The organism is Caldifermentibacillus hisashii, assembly GCF_039654145.1.
GTDB classification, from domain to species: Bacteria; Bacillota; Bacilli; order Bacillales; family Caldibacillaceae; genus Caldifermentibacillus; species Caldifermentibacillus hisashii.
The window spans coordinates 2,109,470-2,129,395 of sequence record NZ_CP155467.1 but is presented as its reverse complement, the minus strand read 5'-3'; the positions used below and the strand labels follow the sequence as shown (position 1 = coordinate 2,129,395).

Genomic DNA, 19,926 nt, shown 5'->3' with positions numbered 1-19,926 from the left:
ATTTCTGAAAGATGTGATGACTATATTATTTGTAGAAAACATATAAAAAAAGATGGTAAAACAAGTAAAAACAATGGGGGATTGCTTAGCAGATAAAGATGAAAACAGTTGTTTGGCCAAATTGTTTTCGGACAAGCTTTTGAATCCTAAACTTAAGCATTGACACGTTTTAAAAATGAATCGTAAAAAATAACAACATTTACATGAAAACTGTTCTTATCTTGACACAATATTGTTAAAAAATGAAAATCTAAGAACGTGTGAATTTTTTATAATAAAGGTAGAACAAATATTGGAGGGAATCCTGATGAATGTCAAGGATAGAATATATGAAGAATTAAAGTATGTATTCGATCCGGAAATCGGAGTGAATATCGTTGATTTAGGGTTAGTATATGATGTGGAAGTAACTGAAGATGGAATTGCCCGTATTTCGTTAACTTTTACAACAGATGATATAAAACAGCAAGAAAGGCTTTGCGCCGGAGTGAAATTTGCCGTAAGTTCCCTTGGTGTCATGAAAGATGTTGAAATTATCAAAAAAGAAACCGTAAAATGGACGACGCAAATGATGAATGAAGAACTTAAAAAAGAATTAATTGGTATTAATTAACTCGACTGTCCGGGATCACTGAGAATTCAGCTGATCCTTTTCTCTTTATTACTATTGATTTAACGAGCATTCACTCCTATAATGAAGTGGAAGGAGTGATTGAGATGATTCATAAAGATTGGACAGAACGGAAAACACTGAAAAAAGTAAAATGTGTACATACAAATGCAAAAAAATATATGGTGAATCATATGTTGACAGAAGAAAAAGTGTATGATGTCAAAAATGAAACAGAAGAATTTTATTTTCTTATTGATAACTCCGGAAGAATCGGCGGCTACTATAAAGATTACTTTGTTGAAGTAAATGATTGAAATTCCTGACTTTTTCAGGGATTTTTATTTTTTACGATTGATATCGTTATGATGAGGAAATCCAAGTGCACCAAATTCTTTACCATGAAGACAATATAGGAGGGATCTACATTGTTCATCTATAGAGAGGTTGAAATAAGGAAAGCAGATGAAACAGCTGCACAAAACGGATTATCCGGCAATGCCTTGATGGAAACAGCAGGCAGAAGTTTGTTTGTACGAATAAAAGAAATCCTAAATAAAAACAGCAGAATCTTAATATTAAGCGGACGTGGCAATAATGGCGGTGATGGCATTGTTCTTGCCAGATATTTAAACCAATGGGGATATAATGTTGATCTCGTTTTTCCATTTGGTGAACCAAAGTCTGATTCAGCAAGCGAACATTTTCGGTATTATAAAAGTTTGGGTTATTCTTGGTCAACAAGTATTGGTGATGGTCCGTATGATGTTATCATTGATGCTCTTCTCGGTGTCGGAACACGGCTACCGTTAAATCAATCGTATCAGGATCTGCTCAAGTGGTGTAATCAGCAACATGCGCTAAAAATAGCCATTGATTTACCAACCGGGGTTTTGGCTGATCGTGGTGAGGCAGATATTGCTTTTCACGCTGATTACACATTTTCATTACACGGCTTCAAGCCTTCTACTTTTCTCCTGCCGTCCAGTACATATTTCGGACAACCGGAAAGCATTGATATTGGTTTACCACATGATGCAAAATGGAAAATCTGGTCGGAGAAAGATGTAAAGCGGACGATGAAAAAGCGGGGAAGCAATTCACATAAAGGAACATTTGGAACCGGTTTATTAGTGGCAGGGACTGATGAAATGCCCGGGAGTGCCATGCTTGCAGGTTTAGGGGCGATGAAAATAGGTATCGGGAAACTGGTCATTGCAACAACTCCTTATGCAGCAAGTATTATTGCTACGCGCCTACCGGAAGCGACTTATTTACACGATGGATTAAATAAATTAGCTGTCGGGACATTTCCTGACGGGATTAGAGCGATGGCAATCGGCCCCGGTTTGACAGATGAAAAATTAATTGATCAAGTGTTGGAAAATGTTTGGGAAAAAGAGATTCCCCTCGTTATAGATGCAGGTGCTTTAGGAAAACGAGAATTTGCTCCAAGGAAAGCCCCTATCATTATTACACCACATCCGGGTGAATTTAGTCGTCTCACCGGTCTCAGTGTAAAAGAAATCGAAGCGAATCGATTAGAAATAAGTAGTCAATTTGCCCTTCAAAAAAATGTGATTGTTGTATTAAAAGGGGCGAATACGGTCATTGCTTTTCCAAATGGCACTGGATTTATCAATCGGACAGGGAATGCGGCTTTAGCAAAAGGAGGTTCCGGTGATACATTAACGGGAATGATACTCGGACTCATTTGCAGCGAAAGCGACATAACGAGTGCAATTGCCAATGCTGTCTATCTGCATGGTTTGTGTGCCGATGAACTTGTAAAAGAACAAAATGAAAGATCGATTGTTGCCGGGGATATAACGAATGTTTTAGGGAGAGTTATGAATAGGCTAATAACTGATTAATTGTTTTTGAGGTGTGATTATGTGGATTTATGTTGGCTTGGGCGGGATAATCGGTAGTTTGTTACGATATGTTGTGACTGTTTTAACTGTTAACTTTACTTACTATCATTTCCCACTTCCAACTTTTATTGTAAACGTAATTGGTTCTTTCCTGCTTGGATTTTTATCAAGTTACTTTTTGGAAAAAGAATTTCACCAAAGGAAAATGTATACGGCGATAACAACGGGTGTTATTGGTTCGTTTACCACCTTTTCAACATTTACTAATGAAATTGTCCGACTCATTCGCGATGCAAACTATACAATCGGAATGATTTATTTGTTCTTATCCATTCTCCTCGGCTTAAGTTTCACTTATCTCGGTATGAGCATGGGAAGAAAATGGAGCAAAAATGAAATAGTTAAGAATAGGCAGGAATAAAGAATGGAAGTATTACTAATAGCCATTGGCGGTTTTTTCGGGGCTATAAGTCGATATTATATTAGTGAAAAATGGAATAGGAAATTTGGCTTTTTACCTTATGGGACCTTATTTGTTAATCTTTTCGGGTCTTTCCTATTAGGATTGATTATTGGTTTTGATACCAACCAATATATTTATTCACTTTTGGGTATTGGTTTTCTTGGCGCATTCACAACTTTTTCGACATTTATTGTTGAATTAATCGGCTTACAAGAAGGAAATAAAACGAAAAGTATGATTGTTTATTTAATAATAAGTATTATTTTTGGTTTCGTGTTTGCTTTGGTTGGAGTGATTATTGGGAGCCGGGTATAAAACATAGTAAAAAAGGGCGTAAATCAAAAAGATCGATTTTGCCCTTTAACTTTATTATTGAATGGTCGTTGTGTCAAGTTTTTGTTTTGGTTTGCTAGTTGGAAGTAATTTTGCATGAATTAATTGTTTGCGAACCGTAATACCAATTAGTGAAGCTAAATAAGCTTTTACCAATCCGACGATGATAAACGGGACAAAAGCAGTCGTAAAAGCTACCGTCCATGATACATCTGCAGAAATTTTGTACCATGCAGTTCCAAAAGCTAAGGTGACAAACATACCAACTGTATTGGCTATCATTGCCGTCATGATCCGGAATGACGTTTTTTCCAATATATAACCGGTAATAAATGCTGTTGGGATAAATCCAACAATGAATCCCCCGGTCGGACCGAATAAAACAGAAACACCTGATGATAAGTTCGAATAAACAGGAATACCGATTGCGCCCATTAAACAATATAGAATCACTGCGTATGTACCAAATTTTGAGCCAAGTATCGTTGCTGCCAGACCAATCGCCAAAGTTTGACCGGTAATCGGTATGATCGGAAGCGGAATCGTAACTTGAGCCAAAATTCCAATCATACTTGCGAATAACGCGACAACAATCATCATTTTTAACCGGTTATGTTGCGCTTGCATAAGTTTCTCCCCCTATATCTTAAATAGTTAACAAAAATATAAAAAAGTTAACTAAAATCTATTATAATGACCATTAGCTGATTGTTCAATAGAAAATTCCCAATGTGGCGGAATTTTTAACTTGAGAAGGGAGCTTTCCTAATGAGGCGAGCTCCCTAACTTTATTAACCCTCTGTTTTTTTTCCTATATCTGTATTATTTCCTGTTGTTGCCTCATATCCGACTCGATAGTGGCCCTTTTTAGATGTTTTTAAGGCTTCCGGCATTTTATATTGATCGATGTTTTCTTGAAATTGTCTGGAAGCATGTGTTTTCATGATCATCCCACCTCTTTTAGGAAATTCCTATTTAGTTTGTCCATTTCAAAATAAATCAGTTTGACAAAATTATGGTTAAACGTTCTGCCTAAAAACAGAATGACTTTTTCATTAATACGCAAACTAACTTTAACTTTGGAAAGGGGTGAAGATGATGGATTATAAGGAATCGAGCAAATTGGCTGGTAAGTACTACGTTCCAAGTATGCGCGGGATGGAACATAAAGATCAGTTGACTGAAGGTTTAAGCATTACCCATGAACAAGCAACCGACAATTATATGGAAGGCACGGTTGATCAATATGTTGTCGAGCAAAACGGAAATAATTAATTTCTCACAATTAGTAAAGGAGCAGTCCATTTAGTCAATGGATGCTCCTTTTATTTTAATATCCTAAAAGAACCGTTTAAACTACCCTCAATGTATGTGGAGCATGCTTCACGGGAATGAAAAAATAAGTGCTATAATCCATAATGTTGTTCATTTAATCTTGCTCCCTATCAGGATAGTTTAATTAATGTTAGTGATTTATCTTTGACATATTCTTAAAATTAATTTATGATTCTTATATAATTTATTTCTAAATCGAGATATTTGAAATAGAAATTTGAAAAGGTAGAGGACAATGGGAATTTTTCATTAGCCACCAAATTTATATATCGGTGAAGTTACCATTAAAGTGGAGAATTTACAAAGATCAATCGAAATTTTATACAACCATTATCGGCTTAAAAGTTCTTACTCAAACCGGTGAGCAAGCAATCTTGACGACAGATGGAAAAAGACCAATACTTAATTTATACGTACCAAAAGGTGTTGTAAAAAAGAATAGAAGAACATCCGGCTTATACAGACTATTTAACAAAAGACCCGTCCGGTAATCAAATTAAATTGGTTTTATAAATTGGAAAAAGCTGTGACAAAATGGTTCAAAAACATTTTGGCATGAAAAGATTCAGCCTTAGTGTTGACCATTTGTACAGCTCATTTTCCGAACCTCAATGTTAATTGACAACAATATAAGCAATCATCGGTCCGTTCTTTGTGTAATCAAGATGACTGATACACACTAAGCGATACGTTCCTTCGTTTTCAAATTGAAGTGGAACCACCGTCTCTTTTCCTTTTTCTACCGTTCCTTGGATATCCGTTCCTTCAATGATAAAAGGATGTTCATTTCCATTGACACCATAAATTTTTAGCAGCGCTTTTTCACCCTTTTTCAAAAAAATTGTCCCCGGGTCAAACCGATAAGCTTCGATTTTCTTCCCGTCCGCTGTCTTTGTGGTAAATTCACCGGTTACCATATGAATTTCTCGGATGTTCTCGTTAGCCGTTTCCGTTGCTGATATCATTTTTGCTTGGAAAGAGTACCAGATGAATGCGGAAATGATAAATATTCCGACTAAGAAAATTTTCCTGATCCGCTTACCATGTATAACAGAAAAATGACTCATCCAATTTCCCCCCTTTGGCTTGTCTTCTATAACATATGCATCTTTGACATAGGTCTTGTCTAATATTTTATTTCACTGAAAAATTTCTTTCGGTATCTGCTATAATTGTTCGATAATCAATTGAGAAGAGTTCACGGGATCTTTATTTCTTTCATAGCGGTATATATTTTCATAGTAGCCGCTGATTAAATTAGGTGATTCAACAAAACTCATGATTAAATCATCAAGGTGATTCTGTTTTTTCCATCCGGTCGCATCATGAACCAATTTTTGAATTTGTAATTCTTCAAAGTTAATTTCTTCTTGCCCCGGTAAATGATCATAGATAAAAATGGGGATTTGTTTATGAAGACACTCGGTGATGGTTACACCCCCCGGTTTTGTGATAATAAGATCGGCAAAATTATAAATACAGTCCATCATTTTTCGAGAACGAATAAAAGGAATAGGAATCAGATGAGAACGGTTTAATTTTATTAATTGCTGATACAATGCCTTATTTTTTCCACATAAAACGAAAAATTGTAATTCTTTCCGAAAAGGGAGATGTTTAATTAAATCATGCATGTTCCCTGTACCCATACTGCCTCCAGAAACAAGTACATGAATTCGTTTCTTCGGCGGCTCCGGAATAAGCGGCTTTTTTTGCAATAAAGGATGAAGTGGAATACCGGTCATATAAATTTGTTGAGGTTTGATTCCCATGGTCAATAAATAGTTTTTCATCCGGTAGGTAGAAACAAAATGGACGTCAATATTCTTCGTCCCCCATCCTTTATGAATGAAAAAATCGGTATAGACATTCAGAACCGGTTTGTCAAATTTCCCTTCCTGTTTTAGTTTTGACAATATGCGGGAAGGCAGGGCATGGGTACAAATGACACAATCGGGCTTTCTTTCGTACAATAAATGTTCCAACTGTTTTTCGAAAAACAATTCATATAAATAGATGTCCCTTTTTCTGTCTTTTACAACCATCCTTTTATATAAGGTACTGTAACTGGTAGGAAAGTGATGAATCCACTTTAAATAAAACCGGGAGATTACTTGCTCGATCCGGCCGTAACTATAAGAGAAAAGGTCAATTTTTTCGCATTCGACACCGGGCATCGATTCGAATTGAGCTATTAACGCATCCGCTGCTTGGTGATGGCCGGATGGAATTTGTAAAAAGGGGAGAAAAAGGATTCTTTTCAAGTGATTCCATCTCCTTCTATAAGTCCATTTTCTTCAAGAACATAAATTTTTTCGGGAAAATTTGCGTGACGTTCAAATAGAACATCCTTTGACATGAAAAAGTAGACCGGTTCATGGCTCGGTTTGTTGCGTGAATCAGGTACCGAAGATAGGATGTTAATTGGTAAAAAAGCACTCATTTTGATTAATTTATAGATTTTGTTTTTGATCGGGTAGATTTCAAAACCTAATCGATTGGAGCGAAAGTTTAATGAAGTAATCCCAATAAGTCCTTTTATTTGATGTTGTTTTGGATGTTTGGTCAGAAAGTCCGCGATACCGGGAAGGGAATCTTTGACCAGATGAAAAAAAACTTTACCCTTCTGAAACTCATTTTGAATCTGGCTGAGTTCGGATAATAACCGGACATTGTGAAAATGTATTTTCAGCAATAAATCATTTTTTTGAATATGGGTACCATCTGCCAATACGACTGGATGTCCAAGGTAACGGGTAAGACGAACCCGAAAAATGTTCTTTCGATAATCGATATAGGTTAACCGGGTAAATTGATAGTAGAGCGGGTCAAGTAAACGCCAGCAAAATAATATAACTTTACGCATTTTTAACTCCCTCATTTTTCTTGTAAAACTATTCCCTATTATTATTTGCCAAATGTATTATTTACAAAACTCCACCAGAGTATGTGGATAAGTGCTTCAATTGAAATTCAGTATATTTTGGTTTAATATGGTTAACACCAAAAGCCCATATTTTTAAATCTTATAGGGAAAAAATCACAAAAGCTTGTTGTGAACAAATTTTCCGAAAAATAAAGAGAGGTTGATGATAAATGTTGAAAGAATTTAAAGAATTTGCCATGAAAGGAAACGTAATCGATTTAGCTGTCGGGGTACTGATCGGTACGGCTTTTAATAAAATTGTATCTTCACTGGTAAATGACATCATAATGCCTATTTTTGCATTGATTATTGGAAAGGGCAGTTTTGAAAAATTAGCTTATAAAGATATTCACTATGGTTTATTTATCCAATCGGTTGTCGATTTTTTAATTATTGGTTTTTCCTTATTTCTCGTTGTGAAGCTGTTTAACAAATTTCGGGATATCCGTGAAAAACATGAAGAAAAGGAAAAAGAAGAAAATGTGAGCAAGGAAGAACAACTATTGACGGAAATTCGTGATTTATTGAAGGAGAGCAGGACAAGTAAAGCTGAGTAACAATAGGTGAACCAGCCTTTATATGATAAAATAGGGATGGAAATTTGCAAAAAGGGAGGGATCTCATTGGTGAAAACTGCTTTTGAACAAATTGTAAATGTGAACAAAATCGGCAGCAAGAATGAAAAACACTTGCATGATATATTAACGTTGGCACAAGCTGAGAAAACGGTACCGGCAAAAAATGACAAGAAAAAGATTTTATTTTTAGGGATTGACTTTCAAAATGATTTTATGGAAAATGGCGCGCTTGGTGTACCTGGGGCCCATAAAGACATTCAAAATGTAACAAAATTTATTTATCGTCATTTACATAAAATCACAGACATTACTGTTTCTTTAGACACACATCAGCCAAGGCAAATTTTCCATCCGTGCTGGTGGGAAGATCAAGCTGGAAATCACCCGCAGCCATTGACAATCATTACAACTCAAGATATTGAAAGCGGGAAATGGATTCCTGTCTATGAAAAAGAAGAGAGCGTTGAATATGTGGTCAATCTTGAAAAATCCGGGAAAAAGCAATTATGCATTTGGCCGTATCATTGTATAGAAGGAACATACGGGTCCTCACTTGAAGGGCAATTCGCAAATATCATCTATTTTCATTCAGTCGTGCGTCGGACAAATGTCATCCGAATGGTAAAAGGGCTTTATCCGGCGACAGAAATGTACGGCATTTTCCGCCCTGAATACAGCAAAAACATTGAAGCAAATATTCGCTTGCTGGAATCAATGAGACATTATGATCAAATTATTATTGCCGGGGAAGCAAAATCTCACTGCGTATTGGAGTCGGTGATTCAGCTTGTTGAATATTTAAAAAGTGTAAAAGATGATCCGGCAAAAATTTATTTATTAGAAGATGGCATGAGTTCAATACCCGGATTTGAAGATGAAACCGAACAGGCTTATCGTACATTAGTAAATAATGATGGCATTCACTTGGTCACATCAACCGAATTTGAATTATAATATGAAAAACCGGGACATCACCTTAGGGAGTCTCGGTTTTTTTCTTAGTATAAGAAAGTATAAAAATACAGGTAAATAACTCGGGATTAGTTTTATTGTCTAGCTCCGAGCGCCAGCGACTAGCAAACTTCACTCCCCTCCACTACGATAAGTCAACATCGGCTCGTCGCCGTGTTTCCTTTATCTCATTGCGGGGCGCTCCAGTTTGTACGTCGCTAAGCGGGCGCTCTGCGCTTTTCTTATTACCAGTTAAAAGTGTTTCCTGTGTTCATTATTTTTTTACTGCCTCTAAAATCCAAACAAACTTATTCATTCTATGAAACTGAACTGCAAACCCGTGTTTTTCAAAATTTTGTTTTAAAAAAGGAATGGTTGAATAATATTCCGTTTGCAAATCAGCCAGCAGCCGGTTATATCCTCGTTTTTTCGTTTCTTCCAAGATTATTGTTTTTTCATGTTCAGATGCAAACATTGTATCAGCAAAAACAATTTTACCATCTTTTGGAAGCATTTCTGTATAGATGGATATCGCTTTGTTTTTTTCTTCATCTGTTAAATGATGAAAAGCATAAGAACTGACAATTGTTTGAATCGGTTTTGTATTCGTAGGAAACAATAGAAAATCACCATCATAAATTTCCAATTGATTGATTTTTTGTTTAGCCAACGTACGCATTTCCTTTGAGGGCTCAATTCCAATTACATCAAGCCCTTTATTTAACAACTTCTTCGTCAAATTACCCGTCCCGACACCAAATTCCAAAACATTGTCAATTGCTCGTTTTGCAATTTCATTTAATATATCATCGTAATGAAGAAAAACTTCTTTATATTCGATATCATGCCCTGCAACAGTATCGTCATAGGTAGCTGCCCATTCATCGAAAAGTGGATCAAATTCTCTTCCCATATGAAGACCTCCAATAATTATATGCATATAATTCCTATAAATATAGTATGATTTTCTCACACCTTTTGTCAATACCAATCATTTCTGTTCATTTTTACTTTGACAACTTGTCAGAAAAATATCATACTTATAAAGTAGGAATTACATTTCGGAGGTGGATGTCATGGAAGTTAAAAAAATGAATGTGGAAAGTTTTAATTTGGATCATACGAAAGTTAAAGCGCCATATGTCCGTTTAGCCAGCGTCAGTGAAGGGGCAAATGGGGATAAAATATATAAATACGATGTTCGTTTCTGCCAACCGAATCAAGAGCATATGGAAATGCCGGCGCTTCATTCTCTAGAACATCTAATGGCTGAGCATATCCGTAACCATCATCACACGATTTTCGATGTCAGTCCAATGGGTTGCCAAACTGGTTTTTATGTATCGATCATTAATGACGGTGATTATGATGCGTTTCTTCAATTATTGGAAAAAACTTTACAAGATGTGGTAAATGCAACAGAAGTTCCGGCTTGTAATGAAGTGCAATGCGGCTGGGCGGCCAGTCATAGCTTGGAAGGCGCAAAAGAAATTGCCCGAAAGATGCTCGCTAAAAAAGCTGAATGGAAAGAGATTTTTGCATAAGGATGTTTGAAAATGGGACTTTTTAACAATATACAGGAGACGATTGGTCGGACACCTCTAGTGAAAATCAACCATCATCCGTTTAAGGAGCGAGCGCAAATTTTTGCCAAACTGGAATATATGAATCCGGGTGGCAGTGTAAAAGACCGATTGGGGAAAAAGCTGTTGGAAGAAGCCCTTCGAACAAAGAAAATCTCTCCGAAAGGGACACTTATTGAGCCGACTGCCGGAAATACCGGAATAGGTCTTGCACTAGCTGCCATTCATACGGATGTCAAAGTGATTTGTGTCGTACCAGAAAAATTTAGCATTGAAAAGCAAATGTTGATGAAAGCATTGGGCGCACAAGTCATTCATACACCAACGGAAAAAGGAATGGAAGGGGCCATTGAAAAGGCAAAACAATTAGCGGCCGAAATCCCTGACTCGCATATTCCGTTACAGTTTGAAAATGAAGTGAATCCATTAACGTATTATGAAACACTTGGTCCTGAAATTGTCAAAGAACTGGACGGAAAAGTAGATATATTTATAGCAGGGGCGGGTAGTGGCGGCACGTTTACCGGTACCGCCCGTTTTTTAAAGGAATTTAATAAACATATAAAAACGGTCATTGTTGAACCTCAAGGATCGATTCTAAATGGTGGTGTGCCGGGTCAGCATAAAACAGAAGGGATTGGCATGGAGTTTATTCCTTCTTTTATTAATCCCGACTATTTTGATAAAATTTATACGATTTCAGATGAAGAAGCTTTTTATCAAGTGAAGCAATTGGCAAGGTTGGAAGGAATGTTGGTCGGAAGCTCTTCCGGGGCTGCATTTGCTGCTGCATTGAAGGAAGCAGAAAACACCACAAAGGAAGGGGCAAATATCATCGTTATTTTCCCTGACAGCAGTGAGCGCTATTTATCAAAAAATATCTATGAATTTTAAATTGGAGGGAAGCGATTTGCGAAAAAAGACATTAATGATTCACGGGGGTATTTCGCGTGACGAACAAACTGGTGCGGTATCCATTCCGGTCTCACATGCAAGTACGTTTAAACAGAATGGAGTCGGAAACTTTAAATATGAATACGCCAGGACCGGGAATCCGACTCGTGAGGCTTTGGAAGCAATCATCCGTGATCTAGAAGGCGGTGTCGCCGGTTTTGCCTTTAGTTCAGGCATGGCTGCGATTTCCGCTGTTATGCACTTATTTAAAGGCGGGGACCATATTATTTTAACGGATGATGTATACGGTGGTACATTTCGTTTAGCCACAAAAATTTTGAACCGATATCAAATTGATGTAAGCTTTGTCGACACAAGTGATGCGGAACAAGTAAGAAAAGCGATTCAATCGAATACAAAAGCGATTTATATCGAAACGCCGACAAACCCGTTGTTAAAAGTAACAAATATCCGAGAAATCGCAGCAATGGCCAAAGAAAATGATTTGCTCGTCATTGTCGATAATACTTTTGCCACTCCTTATTGGCAAAACCCATTGGAGCTTGGGGCGGATATTGTTCTCCACAGTGCGACGAAATATTTAGGTGGTCACAGTGATGTGGTTGCCGGTGTGGCAGTTGTTGGATCTGACCGGTTGGCCCGTGAACTTCACTTTATTCAAAATTCAGTAGGTGCCGTCCTCGGTCCGGATGATAGTTGGCTGTTAATCCGTGGCATTAAAACATTAGCCATTCGCATGGAGGAAATTGAGGCGAATACAAAGGCTATTGCTGAATTTTTGCAAGAGCATCCGAAAGTGAGAAGAGTATTTTATCCTGGCTTTCCGACACATATTGGGCATGAAGTTCATAAAAGCCAAGCACGCGGATTTGGTGGAATGATTTCCTTTGACGTTGGAAGCGGTGAATTAGCAGAACAAGTGCTGGCCAAAACAAAGATTTTCACATTAGCAGAAAGCCTCGGCGCTGTCGAAAGTTTAATTTCATTACCGGCAAAAATGACGCACGCTTCGATACCAAAAGAAAGAAGGGAACAATTAGGGATTACCGATGGACTTATTCGTATTTCTGTCGGAATTGAAGATGTTCAAGATTTAATTGAAGACTTGAAAACTGCATTGGATAGTTAAAAGCTGTGGTTAAAAATGGATCCGAATAGGCGGATCCATTTTTAATACCCGGATACCTCTTTATTTGCTAAAAAATGGCTGTTTCTTTTTAAAATGGTAAAGCTGCCAATACTCATTACCAACAAAAATACAGCTGCACTGAAAAACGCTCCGGTAGGTGTCAGTGAAAATGCCCCGGTAATCGATGTTCCGAGGAATGAACCTAATGAATAAAAAGCATAGAAAATTCCATAGGCTTTCCCTCGAATATGTTGAGAAGAATATTTCGCAACAAGGCTGCTCATCGATGGGAAAATGAGTGCGAAACCGATTCCATATATAAGCATGCTCATAAGCAAGAATGTAAAATTAAAGGCAAAACCGGCGACTGCTTGAGCAACGGCAATGATAACAAGACCGATGGGTAATAGCCATTCATTATGAAATCGATCAAACACCCGATTGGTCGGCAGCATAAAAAACAAAATAGCGACAATCCCAAAGATACTCATTAGCATTCCGCTGATATGGTTTGCCAACTCAAGTCCATCCACTTTTAATGGCAACATATAGGCAAGGATACCTTGAGAAGCCGATAATGATAATGCACCAAGAAAAGCGAATAATAAACCTTTGTTTTTAAACAGTTCTTGAATTTTTCCTTTATTGTTTCCACGTACCACATCTTTTTGTCTTTCTATTGATTTTAATAACGCTGTCAAAACACATGCGAAAATCATCAGGCAACCAATGATGAAATAGACGGTTTCGCTGCCACTTTTCGCAGAGACAATACCTGCAAAGGCCGGTCCGCCAATTGCCGCTAAACCAACTGCTGCACCTGAGAACGCCATGGTTTTCCCGCTCTTTTTAGTTTTATTCGATAAGGACAAGTATGTAAAAGCAGCAGGTGTAATAATCCCGGCGCTAAGTCCGTTCATAAAACGAATGGCAAGTAACTGCATTGGGGAAGTAGCAATAGCATAAAGAAGTAAAATTACCCCATTTACCAAAAATCCATAGAGCATTACTTGTTTTGGTCCTTTATGATCAACGAAATAACCGGAGAAAAAATTGCTGAACAAATTGGATAAAGAATAAGCTCCGACAATAAAACCGATGAGTCCTGTGCTGGCTCCTAAACTTTGGGCATATGTGCTTGTGATCGGAAATTGGGCAAACAGGTCGATAAATGAAATGAAGATAAGAAAATAAAGGATAAAAGGCAATGGACCGTCTCCTTTCCTTATATTATTTGGGCGGTATTGTCCAGCTGGAGTCGCTAGGTGAACCCTACGCTTTTTTATAGTATAAGAAAGAATAAAAATACAAGCAATTAACTTGGGATTAGTTTTATTGTCTAGCTACGAGCGCCAGCGACTGAGAAACTAGCTCCCCTTTAATGTGCTCCTGCGCCATAGCCTATTCGAGGAAGCGGATGTTCAGCTCGTCGCAAAGCTTCATGAAGTATTTCATGGAAGATTACTCATGAAGTTCGCTCAAGTAGTAGCTTCACTACGATAAGTCAACATCGGCTCGTCCCTCGCCGTGTTTCCTTTTCCTCGAAAAAGCTAATCGCTTTTTCTTCGTGCGATGTCGATTCGAGGAAGCAAATCTGTTCTCATTGCGGGGCGCTCTGCGCTTTTCTTATAATATATTCCAATAAACATATCAATGTAAGTATAACATGGCATATATAAAAAATGTTGGAAAAAGTAATAAACAGGGAATAGCTAATGTATTCCCTGTTTTAGAATGGATTATATTTCATTCCAGTGTTTTTTAATAAATTCGTCCCGACCGGATTTTTGGCGATCTTCAATATAATCTTCCGGGCTTTTTTTGTAAAAGTCTTGATGGTACTCTTCTGCAGGATAAAACGGTGCGGCCGGTAAAATTTTTGTGGCAATCGGCTTAGTAAACATACCACTTTGTTCCAGTTCTTTTTTTGTTGTTTCCGCAATCCTTTTTTGTTCTTCCGTATGATAAAAAATCGCTGTTCGATATTGACTACCTCGGTCGTGAAACTGTCCATCCGGGTCGGTCGGGTCAATTTGTTGCCAATATATTTGAATAATCGTTTCATAACGAATGATGGTCGGGTCGTAAGTAATCTGGACGACTTCATAATGGCCTGTCGTTCCGGTTTTTACTTGTTCGTAAGTCGGATTTTCAACGTGTCCCCCTGAGTAACCGGATATAACACTTATAACACCGTCCCATTGGTCAAAAGGTTTTACCATACACCAGAAACACCCGCCGGCAAAGGTTGCTTTTTCTAATTTATTGTTCATTTCATCATCTCCAGAGAATTGCTGTGTCTTTTATTTATAATAAAGATTGTATCATCAATTGGAAAATAAACAATGATTCCTATTCAAAAAATCCATTTTTATCACTAAGAAAATTATATTTCCAGCAATGATCCCGATTCGATGAAGGTCATAACCAAGGAAAGCTTTACAGGAACAATTGCTGGGTTCAATGAAATAGAAGTATAAAATTAAAAAAATAACTCAATCTAAAGGTGAACGTATCAAACGGAAAAGGAGGATATTATGGAACATTTACGTTCACTAGTTATAAAATTTGTTATGATAACGGCAATGTTGGCCGTCGTATTTGGATTTTTATATGGCGTGTCTTTCGGTGATATTTTGACAATAAGTTTTATCCTTACGATTACTGCCTATTTGGTTGGTGATCTGCTTATTTTACCTAGATTTGGAAACACGGCAGCCACGATTGCAGATTTTGGATTAGCATATTTAGGAGCTTGGATGATTGGTGCCATGATTATTGAGGAACCGATCCGCTTGGGAACAGCCAGTTTCCTTTCAGCTGCATTGATTGCCATAGGGGAAGTCTTTTTCCATCGATATGTTGTAAACAATGTTATCAATGATAAGGATACAACACAGAATCGGGCAACAAATTCTCAGGTCAGACCAAGTTATCAAACAGAAATGGCAGAAGAAAATTATCCGAAAGTGAAAAATAATCAATCAACAACAAACACGGATGCCGAATTTGCTGAAGAGATTCTTCCTGAGGGTAACAACACCGGTAAAGCGAATCAAGCAAAAGGTAATACTGCAACAGGTAGGGCAAACAATGCCATCAATGACACCGAAATCGGTAGTGAAATATTCCCGGAAGCTGATGATCAAGCCAAAAATCAAGCAACTTCTGTCAACAATGCGCTTAATCGTGAAGAGACAACGGATATGGCGCGAACGAATGATTGGAGAACCTATATTGACGGATATGGTTATGTACCGAATACGACAAACAATGAAACGGATCTAAAAAGGAATCAGGAACAGAATAAACAATAACGAAAGAAAGGAAACAGAATCAATTCTGTTTCCTTTCTCTTTAAAATTAAGATTGGTTTGTATTTAACATATCCGGTGTAAACTGTTCCATTTTTTATGTGGCCTTTTTCATCATCTGTTGGATTGAACCGTTTCTTCCCCGAGTCATTCCAAAGGCAGTAGCTCCTCCGGCAAGGCCGATACCTACTAATGATAACCAGAGCATATTTCGGTTATTTCTTCTTCTCTTTATTAAAGAAGTCAGTCTGTTGATATTCATATTACGCATCCACTTTCTTTTCAAAGCTAGCCCCCCTTTGTCCGGTTTAAAGAAGATCTATCTCTTCTTACAGATTTAGTGTTTGTGATAAGCTTTAATCTATTCAAGTCAGATTATGGATGGATGTTATGAAAAGTAATCTCGGGTCTGGAGCCAATCCGGATGTTAACACCTGTTTGGCCGAGTCCTTCACTGATATAAAAAGGTTTTCCCTTATAGTAATGAAGTCCTTTAATGATTTTTTTACGAGCCAGTTCTCCCATTTTAACTAGATGATATGGTTTCGGCCAGTATATTTGTCCACCGTGGAAATGACCGGAAAGAAGATAATCAAACGGGACATCTGTCATTTTCAGCACAACATTTGGGTCATGCGTTAACACAAGATGGAAACCAGCCGGTGCATGATTATACGCTTTTTCTATATTGCTTCTCCCTGTACTGTAATCATCAATTCCAATAATATTGATAAGCTGACCATTTGTTTCAATTGTCACATGTTCATTTTGTAGTGTTTTACACCCATAATTTTCTAATAAATTTTTTAGTTTAGTAAAATTTTTTTCTTTTAGCACATAGTCGTGATTGCCAAAAACGGCAAATATTCCATATTGGGGATTGATTTCCTTAAATAGTTGGAGATAAGGAATTAGTTTCGGAATCGTACGTTTGCGGTCCAAATAATCACCGGTTAATGCAATTAAATCTATTTTTTGGTTTTGTACCATTTGTTTAAGATCCTCTGGAGAAACGGATATATTTTCAAGGTGCATATCGGTTAAATGTAGAATGGTCAATTTTCCATCATGATTCGTATTTGTCTTTAACTGAATGCGATTTATATTTACTTTTTTTGTGTTTTGATATGCTCGTCTAATTAAAATAGAAAAAATAATGAGGCAAAAAATAAAAATAACAGCTTTCACAATATCCCTCCTATAAACCCCAGTATAATGAGAAATAGATCACATGGGAAGTGGGAGTTTTTGGGTTTAATCATATAGAGGATATTCACAAAGTCCGTAAATAGCAACACCTTAAATTAGCAAACATGATTTTTAATTTTTTACAAATACTAAGCGAAACAGATGGGAGGAGTTAAAAATATGTTATCACAACAACAACTTGATGCCTTCCGTTCAATATTATTAGATGAAAAAGCGGATGTGGAAAAACGACTTAAGGGAAACGATCAATTTGGTATGAATAAAGGACATGCCCATGAATCCACCGGTGAATTATCGAGTTATGATAATCATCCCGCAGATGAAGGAACGGAATTATTTGAACGCGGGAAAGATTTAGCTCTAAATGAACATGAAGGCAATCATTTGAAAAATATTGAAAAGGCACTGAATGCAATTGAAAATGGTACATATGGAACTTGTGAAGTTTGTGGTGAAGAAATTCCTGTGGAAAGATTGGAAGCATTACCGACCACAACTTATTGCAAAAAACATAGTCCGGATCAAGTCATCTCCTACCAGAGACCGTTGGAAGAAGGAGTTTTAATGCCGCCGTACGGAAAATTTGATTTTGATGATTCGAATGATGAAGGTTTAAGCTTCGATGCAGAAGATGCTTGGCAAGAGGTGGCGAGTTGGGGAACGAGTGAAACACCTTCAGACTTCATCGAGCCGCAAAAGCATTATAACGATGTGAATATCGAACCGGAAGAAAATGTCGGATATGTCGAGGATTATGAAAACTTTGTCGGCGTTGATATGTATGGGAAAAATATCACTGTTTATCCGAACCGGCAACATGAAAAATATGAGGAAGACCTTAATGAAGAGGGGATTATGACAACTTTCGGCGACCTTCCACCGTTTGAAAAAGATCCGTATGTGGAAGAAGAGACTGATCGACGTTAAGGAAAAAATAGGACATTTTGTAAATTTTTCATAAAAAAATAATTGACGAAATAAAAACAATTCCGTATAATCATTTTAACAATAATTTAAAAAAGTGAGTACAAACTCTTATCAAGAGAGGTGGAGGGAATAGGCCCGATGAAACCCGGCAACCTTCAAACATGGTTTGAAAAGGTGCCAATTCCTACAGGTCAGGATGTAGATCTGAGAGATAAGAGGAGGGATGAATTTCAAACCTCTTCTTATTGAAGGGGTTTTTATTTTTTGTACCTCTTCAATTCTCTCTAAGAGCAAGATGTATGCAAAAGCTCACTTAATTATTGTTACAAAATTTTAGGGGGAATTGTTTATGACGATAGAGTATAAAGACGAAACGATTTTATTACATGGAGGACAAGAAGCAGATCCGACTACCGGTTCCCGGGCTGTTCCAATTTACCAAACGACATCTTATGTGTTTCGGGATGCTGAACATGCGGCAAATTTATTTGGCTTGAAAGAACCGGGTAATATTTACACTAGAATTATGAATCCGACTGTTGATGTTTTTGAAAAACGGGTGGCGGCTCTGGAAGGCGGTACAGCTGCCGTTGCAACCGCTTCGGGATCTGCTGCAATTACATATGCGGTTTTAAATGTTGCTGAGAGCGGAGATGAAATTGTTGCTGACAGTAATTTATACGGCGGTACGTTCAACTTATTTGCTAATACAATAAAAAAATTTGGCATTACAGTAAAATTTGTTGATGCTCGTGACCCGGAAAATTTTCGTAAAGCTGTTACGCCAAAAACGAAAGCATTTTTTGGTGAAATTATCGGCAATCCAAGTCTCCGAGTATTTGATGTTGAAGCAGTAGCAAAAATTGCGAACGAAGTAGGTGTTCCGCTCATTATTGATAACACATTTGCTCCTTATAGTGCAAAACCAATTGAATGGGGTGCGCATGTCGTCGTTCATTCTGCAACAAAATGGATTGGCGGTCACGGAACTTCTATCGGCGGAATCGTTGTTGATGGAGGGAATTTTGATTGGACGAATGAACGGATTACAAGTTTTAATGAACCGGATCCGGGATATCACGGGTTGAAATATGCAGATTTAGGAAATGTTGCGTTTGCTACAAAGCTGCGTGTACAATTATTGCGCGATACCGGTGCTTCCTTGAGTCCGCAAAATGCTTTTTATTTTTTACTTGGTCTTGAAACATTACATCTTCGGATTGAAAGACATAATGAAAATGCATTAAAAGTAGCACAATATTTGAAAGACCATCCATCGGTGGAATGGGTATCTTATCCCGGCTTGGCAGATCATCCATCCTATGAGCTAGCAAAAAAATATTTAAGACACGGTGCCGGTTCGATGATCGTATTCGGTATAAAGGGAGGAAGAGAAGCAGGTAGAAGGATTATCAATCATGTTCAATTGTTTTCCCACGTGGCCAATGTTGGGGATGCGAAGTCACTGATTATTCATCCGGCCTCGACCACCCATTCCCAGTTAAGTGATGAAGAATTAGCGCTATCCGGAACAACTCCGGAATTAATTCGCTTATCCATCGGTATTGAACATGTTGATGATATTATTTATGACTTAGAACAAGCGATTGCCAAGGCGGTGGAAACGACAGCGGCGGTACAATAATTTAAATTGAAAAAAGGATACATGTTTACTAGATGAAGCTTTCTGTTTCAGCTAGACAAGGGGTTTATAGAAGATAGAGTAAACAGCGGGTAAAAAACACTCGCTGTTTTTTTACGTAAAGTATAAATTCCCAC

At 37.5% G+C, this 19,926-nt stretch carries 24 protein-coding genes and 1 riboswitch; of the genes, 14 read left to right on the top strand and 10 right to left on the bottom strand.

Features of this window, described 5'->3' with window-relative positions:
• Window positions 1-307 precede the first annotated feature (307 nt).
• The 5 genes from NSQ14_RS10050 (at window position 308) to NSQ14_RS10030 (ending at window position 3,262) form a co-directional block, all read left to right on the top strand.
• Window positions 308-613 (top strand): metal-sulfur cluster assembly factor, encoded by a 306-nt coding sequence (locus NSQ14_RS10050; protein WP_043988579.1) that lies wholly within the window; start codon window positions 308-310, stop codon window positions 611-613.
• Between the two features lie 104 nt (window positions 614-717).
• The gene (locus tag NSQ14_RS10045) at window positions 718-927 is read left to right on the top strand and encodes a DUF6501 family protein (protein ID WP_041845631.1); all 210 of its coding nucleotides are present in this window, start codon (window positions 718-720) and stop codon (window positions 925-927) included.
• 111 nt (window positions 928-1,038) lie between these two features.
• Window positions 1,039-2,484: a bifunctional ADP-dependent NAD(P)H-hydrate dehydratase/NAD(P)H-hydrate epimerase gene (locus NSQ14_RS10040; RefSeq protein WP_041848131.1), complete on the top strand. Its 1,446-nt coding sequence runs from the start codon at window positions 1,039-1,041 to the stop codon at window positions 2,482-2,484.
• A gap of 19 nt (window positions 2,485-2,503) precedes the next feature.
• A complete protein-coding gene (gene crcB / locus NSQ14_RS10035; protein WP_244811505.1) occupies window positions 2,504-2,905 on the top strand; it encodes a fluoride efflux transporter CrcB in 402 nt (133 codons plus the stop codon).
• A gap of 3 nt (window positions 2,906-2,908) precedes the next feature.
• Window positions 2,909-3,262 carry a fluoride efflux transporter FluC gene (locus tag NSQ14_RS10030; protein WP_244811504.1) on the top strand — a complete coding sequence of 118 codons (354 nt, stop codon included), beginning with the start codon at window positions 2,909-2,911 and terminating at the stop codon, window positions 3,260-3,262.
• Between the two features lie 54 nt (window positions 3,263-3,316).
• Here the strand turns inward: NSQ14_RS10030 and NSQ14_RS10025 are convergent, their stop codons facing one another.
• A complete protein-coding gene (locus NSQ14_RS10025; protein ID WP_244811503.1) occupies window positions 3,317-3,907 on the bottom strand; it encodes a biotin transporter BioY in 591 nt (196 codons plus the stop codon).
• Between the two features lie 164 nt (window positions 3,908-4,071).
• On the bottom strand, window positions 4,072-4,224 hold the full coding sequence (locus NSQ14_RS10020) for a hypothetical protein (protein WP_162835732.1): 153 nt from the start codon (window positions 4,222-4,224) through the stop codon (window positions 4,072-4,074).
• Between the two features lie 154 nt (window positions 4,225-4,378).
• On the opposite strand from NSQ14_RS10020, the gene NSQ14_RS10015 reads away from it, so the two are divergent.
• The gene (locus NSQ14_RS10015; protein ID WP_346216298.1) at window positions 4,379-4,555 is read left to right on the top strand and encodes a YozQ family protein; all 177 of its coding nucleotides are present in this window, start codon (window positions 4,379-4,381) and stop codon (window positions 4,553-4,555) included.
• A 674-nt stretch (window positions 4,556-5,229) separates the two neighbouring features.
• On the opposite strand, the gene NSQ14_RS10010 is transcribed toward NSQ14_RS10015, so the two are convergent.
• The 3 genes from NSQ14_RS10010 to NSQ14_RS10000 all read right to left on the bottom strand — a co-directional run bounded on the left by NSQ14_RS10010 (window position 5,230) and on the right by NSQ14_RS10000 (window position 7,481).
• Window positions 5,230-5,682 (bottom strand): cupredoxin domain-containing protein, encoded by a 453-nt coding sequence (locus NSQ14_RS10010; protein WP_346216297.1) that lies wholly within the window; start codon window positions 5,680-5,682, stop codon window positions 5,230-5,232.
• Between the two features lie 99 nt (window positions 5,683-5,781).
• Window positions 5,782-6,879: an MGDG synthase family glycosyltransferase gene (locus NSQ14_RS10005; RefSeq protein WP_343127831.1), complete on the bottom strand. Its 1,098-nt coding sequence runs from the start codon at window positions 6,877-6,879 to the stop codon at window positions 5,782-5,784.
• A complete protein-coding gene (locus NSQ14_RS10000; RefSeq protein ID WP_346216296.1) occupies window positions 6,876-7,481 on the bottom strand; it encodes a YkoP family protein in 606 nt (201 codons plus the stop codon). The genes NSQ14_RS10005 and NSQ14_RS10000 overlap by 4 nt, the downstream gene beginning before the upstream one ends.
• A gap of 230 nt (window positions 7,482-7,711) precedes the next feature.
• Here NSQ14_RS10000 and mscL point away from each other — a divergent pair, with 230 nt between their 5' ends.
• Window positions 7,712-8,098 carry a large-conductance mechanosensitive channel protein MscL gene (mscL, locus tag NSQ14_RS09995; protein ID WP_034770481.1) on the top strand — a complete coding sequence of 129 codons (387 nt, stop codon included), beginning with the start codon at window positions 7,712-7,714 and terminating at the stop codon, window positions 8,096-8,098.
• Between the two features lie 69 nt (window positions 8,099-8,167).
• Window positions 8,168-9,073 (top strand): hypothetical protein, encoded by a 906-nt coding sequence (locus tag NSQ14_RS09990; RefSeq protein ID WP_346217116.1) that lies wholly within the window; start codon window positions 8,168-8,170, stop codon window positions 9,071-9,073.
• Window positions 9,074-9,344: 271 nt separating this feature from the next.
• Here the strand turns inward: NSQ14_RS09990 and NSQ14_RS09985 are convergent, their stop codons facing one another.
• Window positions 9,345-9,983 carry a class I SAM-dependent methyltransferase gene (locus NSQ14_RS09985; RefSeq protein WP_346207360.1) on the bottom strand — a complete coding sequence of 213 codons (639 nt, stop codon included), beginning with the start codon at window positions 9,981-9,983 and terminating at the stop codon, window positions 9,345-9,347.
• Between the two features lie 163 nt (window positions 9,984-10,146).
• Here NSQ14_RS09985 and NSQ14_RS09980 point away from each other — a divergent pair, with 163 nt between their 5' ends.
• From NSQ14_RS09980 to NSQ14_RS09970, 3 genes are read left to right on the top strand one after another with little or no spacing between them, the layout of a single operon-like run.
• Window positions 10,147-10,614 (top strand): S-ribosylhomocysteine lyase, encoded by a 468-nt coding sequence (locus NSQ14_RS09980; protein WP_108898131.1) that lies wholly within the window; start codon window positions 10,147-10,149, stop codon window positions 10,612-10,614.
• A 12-nt stretch (window positions 10,615-10,626) separates the two neighbouring features.
• Window positions 10,627-11,547, top strand: a complete 921-nt coding sequence (locus NSQ14_RS09975) for a PLP-dependent cysteine synthase family protein (protein ID WP_251245838.1) — start codon at window positions 10,627-10,629, stop codon at window positions 11,545-11,547.
• Between the two features lie 16 nt (window positions 11,548-11,563).
• Window positions 11,564-12,697 (top strand): bifunctional cystathionine gamma-lyase/homocysteine desulfhydrase, encoded by a 1,134-nt coding sequence (locus NSQ14_RS09970; RefSeq protein ID WP_227092105.1) that lies wholly within the window; start codon window positions 11,564-11,566, stop codon window positions 12,695-12,697.
• Between the two features lie 41 nt (window positions 12,698-12,738).
• Here NSQ14_RS09970 and NSQ14_RS09965 read toward each other — a convergent pair whose 3' ends face one another.
• Both NSQ14_RS09965 and msrA read right to left on the bottom strand, forming a co-directional pair.
• A complete protein-coding gene (locus NSQ14_RS09965) occupies window positions 12,739-13,905 on the bottom strand; it encodes an MFS transporter (RefSeq protein ID WP_346216295.1) in 1,167 nt (388 codons plus the stop codon).
• A gap of 531 nt (window positions 13,906-14,436) precedes the next feature.
• Window positions 14,437-14,970: a peptide-methionine (S)-S-oxide reductase MsrA gene (msrA, locus tag NSQ14_RS09960; protein ID WP_034770471.1), complete on the bottom strand. Its 534-nt coding sequence runs from the start codon at window positions 14,968-14,970 to the stop codon at window positions 14,437-14,439.
• Between the two features lie 264 nt (window positions 14,971-15,234).
• Here msrA and NSQ14_RS09955 point away from each other — a divergent pair, with 264 nt between their 5' ends.
• On the top strand, window positions 15,235-16,014 hold the full coding sequence (locus NSQ14_RS09955; RefSeq protein ID WP_216407809.1) for a YndM family protein: 780 nt from the start codon (window positions 15,235-15,237) through the stop codon (window positions 16,012-16,014).
• 94 nt (window positions 16,015-16,108) lie between these two features.
• Here the strand turns inward: NSQ14_RS09955 and NSQ14_RS09950 are convergent, their stop codons facing one another.
• Entirely contained in the window at window positions 16,109-16,297 is a 189-nt protein-coding gene (locus NSQ14_RS09950) for a hypothetical protein (RefSeq protein WP_034770470.1), read from the bottom strand.
• 89 nt (window positions 16,298-16,386) lie between these two features.
• On the bottom strand, window positions 16,387-17,199 hold the full coding sequence (locus NSQ14_RS09945; RefSeq protein ID WP_152617999.1) for a metallophosphoesterase: 813 nt from the start codon (window positions 17,197-17,199) through the stop codon (window positions 16,387-16,389).
• A 180-nt stretch (window positions 17,200-17,379) separates the two neighbouring features.
• Here NSQ14_RS09945 and NSQ14_RS09940 point away from each other — a divergent pair, with 180 nt between their 5' ends.
• The gene (locus NSQ14_RS09940; protein WP_034770469.1) at window positions 17,380-18,147 is read left to right on the top strand and encodes a yteA family sporulation protein; all 768 of its coding nucleotides are present in this window, start codon (window positions 17,380-17,382) and stop codon (window positions 18,145-18,147) included.
• Between the two features lie 105 nt (window positions 18,148-18,252).
• Window positions 18,253-18,365, top strand: a riboswitch (SAM riboswitch).
• A 131-nt stretch (window positions 18,366-18,496) separates the two neighbouring features.
• Window positions 18,497-19,792 (top strand): O-acetylhomoserine aminocarboxypropyltransferase/cysteine synthase family protein, encoded by a 1,296-nt coding sequence (locus tag NSQ14_RS09935; protein WP_346216294.1) that lies wholly within the window; start codon window positions 18,497-18,499, stop codon window positions 19,790-19,792.
• The last annotated feature ends 134 nt before the right edge of the window (window positions 19,793-19,926 follow it).